Origin of the sequence: Rhodococcus sp. LB1, assembly GCF_001583455.1 — a bacterium.
Classification (GTDB): Bacteria; Actinomycetota; Actinomycetes; order Mycobacteriales; family Mycobacteriaceae; genus Rhodococcus_F; species Rhodococcus_F opacus.
Window position 1 is genome coordinate 1 of the sequence record NZ_LTCZ01000191.1, and the last position, 3,023, is coordinate 3,023.

General features: G+C 61.7%; 2 protein-coding genes and 1 pseudogene. All 3 read left to right on the plus strand.

All coding sequences use genetic code 11. The features are described 5' to 3' along the window. Nucleotides 1–441 (plus strand): annotated as a pseudogene (locus AZG88_RS24370) (ABC transporter substrate-binding protein); the annotation flags it as partial. A gap of 741 nt (nt 442–1,182) precedes the next feature. Then, complete coding sequence (locus AZG88_RS24375) at nt 1,183–1,377, plus strand: ferredoxin (protein WP_061041861.1); 195 nt, start codon at nt 1,183–1,185, stop codon at nt 1,375–1,377. Nucleotides 1,378–1,426: 49 nt separating this feature from the next. Continuing rightward, on the plus strand, nt 1,427–2,656 hold the full coding sequence (locus AZG88_RS24380; protein WP_061699478.1) for a cytochrome P450: 1,230 nt from the start codon (nt 1,427–1,429) through the stop codon (nt 2,654–2,656). The last annotated feature ends 367 nt before the right edge of the window (nt 2,657–3,023 follow it).

Genomic DNA, 3,023 nt, shown 5'->3' on the forward strand with positions numbered 1-3,023 from the left:
CCGTCGGGCAAGGCTTTGGGCGAGGCGATACAGACGCAGCTCAGTACGTTGAACAACATCAAGGTTGATGTTCGGACGATCGATCTCGCCCAGGTGGGGCAAATCATGGCCAAGAAGGACTACGACACTTTGGTGAGCACAGTAGCCTTCTCTGATCCCGAACCGCGCCTGTGGTCCTCGCTCCACAGCGACTCCGCCGGCAACACCAGTGGCATCAAGGATCCCGAGATGGACGCAGCGTTGGAGGCGGGTCGCATGGCCACCGATCCGGCGGAACGTACAGCGGCGTACGAGACTGTTCAGAAGCGCCTCGTCGAACTCAACCCCGTCATCTTCTACACCCGCGCGGCCCCTGGTGTCATCGCCAACGGCAACGTCGGTGGAATTCAGCAGTACGGGATGGGGTCGGTGCTCCCCGAGGCGCTCTGGATTCAGAAGTAGGAAGAGGCAAATCGCGCACCGGTCCTGAATCCTCGCAAGACGTATGACGGATCGCCATCTTCGCGACCGACGGTCCGGGCCACTCGCCCGGACCGTCGGCTTCGGGCATTCCGAGTGCAGTGACGGACAGTGAGCGCTGTTCGAAGCGCCACTGCAGACCATCGGTGCGGTCGAGAATCCTCGTACCGGTCAGACTGACGGTCTCGTCCGTGGGACCGTGGGCAGTGGAGAGGAGCATGTGGCTCCTTGGTCTTGTCCAGTCATGACGAGATGGCATGATTCGTCCGGAATCTATTACTGCACTTGACTAGTCGGATTCGGTCCGGCGTGTGAAACTTTCCGTCCGCGCAGATCGGCGCGCCGGCGCTCGGCCGTTCTGCGGCGTCGAAGGGCGGTGTCATCGGCTGGACCAAGGCGCTTGCCGTCGAGTTCGCGGCGAGGGGATCACGGTGAACAACGTCGCGGCGTCAGCGGCGGTCGCTACCTCGTCTGAGATCAACCTTCGGTTACAGGTCCTGATCGAACCAAAAGCTCGGGCAACGGGCTGTTGATTTGAATGACCGGTCGAGATATGTTTGCAGTCACATTCCGTACGGCAAGGATGTCGGAGTTGAGTCGCTCTCGACTGCCGGAAGTCCACTTCCACAGGCAAGGCCACGCCTGTGGAGACAGTTGCGTATGGGATAGCGGAGATCGCCGCGCTCGCAACTCTCGATTGGCCGAAAGATCACGAGGAGAGACATGAAGATTGTCATTGACGAGGAGAAGTGCGTCGCTGCCGGACAGTGTGTCAGTGCAGCGGGGGAGGTGTTCGACCAGCGTGACGAGGACGGAATCGTCGTGCTGCTGAACCCGTCTCCGCCGGCAGAGTTAATGGATGACGTCCGCCGGGCAGCGGCGGTGTGTCCGGCTCTCGCCATTGTCATCGAGGAATAGCGCGACTCCGCGATCGCCATGCGTAGAAGACGACAGATAGAGGACGCACATGAATGAGACCGCCAAGGCTGCGGAGATTGTCGAATTTCCGATGGCCAGGTCGGGGGAGTGCCCGTTTGCGCCGCCTCCGGGGATGCTCGAGCTGCACAAGGAAGACAAGCCGATTCGTCGGGTCAGGACCTGGGACGGCAATACTCCCTGGCTCGTGACCGGTCATGCAGCGGCGCGCGAGATCTTGACCGACCCCCGGGTGAGCTCGAACGTATGGCGCCCGGGATACCCGCACACGACGGTGGCCATGCAGGCACATGCCGGCCAGTCGCTTCCGTCGATCAACAACACCGACGGCCCCGACCACGCCCACTGGCGGCGGATGCTGACGAGTTCGTTCACCCGTCGCCGGATGGAGAAGCTCAGGCCTGCGATTCAGCAGATCACCGACGACCTCATCGACCAGATGCTGGCCGGCCCCAACCCGACCGAACTGAACGAGGCACTGTCGCTGCCGCTGCCGTCACTGATGATCTGCGAACTCCTCGGGGTACCGTACGCGGACCACGACTTCTTCCAGGAGCACGCCGGTGTCACCAACGCACTGAACAAGACCCCGGAACAATCCGCCGAGACTTCCGCAACACTTCGTCGATACATCGCGGGTCTCATCGATGCGAAGATGGCGAATCCGGTCGAGGACGTCCTGTCCGACCTGGGGACTCGCGTGAAGGACGGCGAGCTGACGCTCGACGAGGCCTCTCGCCTCGGACACATTCTGCTCGTCGCCGGCCATGACACCAGCGCCAACATGATCACCCTGGGCACGGGTTTGCTGTTGCAGAACGATGAGCAGCTCGCGTTGCTTCGTGAGCGGTCCGATGATTCGAAATTCGTGGCAAATGCTGTCGAGGAACTGTTGCGATACTTGACCATTCCGCACCTGATGGCGAAGCGAGCGGTGATCGACGACATCGAGTTCGAAGGCGAGACCATCCGGGCGGGCGAGGGGCTGATCGTCTCCCTTCCCGCAGGGAACTGGGATCCAGAGGCGTTCCCCCACCCCGAGAAGGTGGATCTGGCCCGTCCGGCGGCGCACCACATCACCTTTGGGTGGGGCCCGCACCAGTGCATCGGACAGCAGCTGGCACGCATCGAGCTGCACGTCGTCTTCAGCACGCTCTTCCGTCGCATTCCGACACTGCAGCTTGCCTGCGACTTCTCCGAGCTGAAGTTCAAGGAGGACTCGCAGGCCTACGGGATCTACGAGCTTCCGGTGGCCTGGTAGTTGTCGAAAGACATTTCGCCGCTGCGGGTGCGTACCGGTGAGGTCATCGTCACGGATCTGGTGTCGAGCTTGGGGATTCCGTGAATTTTGCCACTGCCCTGACGCCGGGTGATCCGCGGGATGTGGGATGACTGCGAGTAGCGACGAGAGGGCAATGTTGATGAGTGCGTTGGATGCTGTCACCTCCGTTGATGTGCAGAAGTGGAACCAGATGTTCGAGGAACTCGCCGTGCAGCTTTCTGCTCGACCCGGGTGGCCGGCCGAAGCTGCGTGAGGCGATGAGCGAGGTCCTGGATTCGACGTACGCGCGGTTCCTGTCGTGAATCGTCGACGGTATGGCGCGGATGACGGATCGGTCCGATTTCTA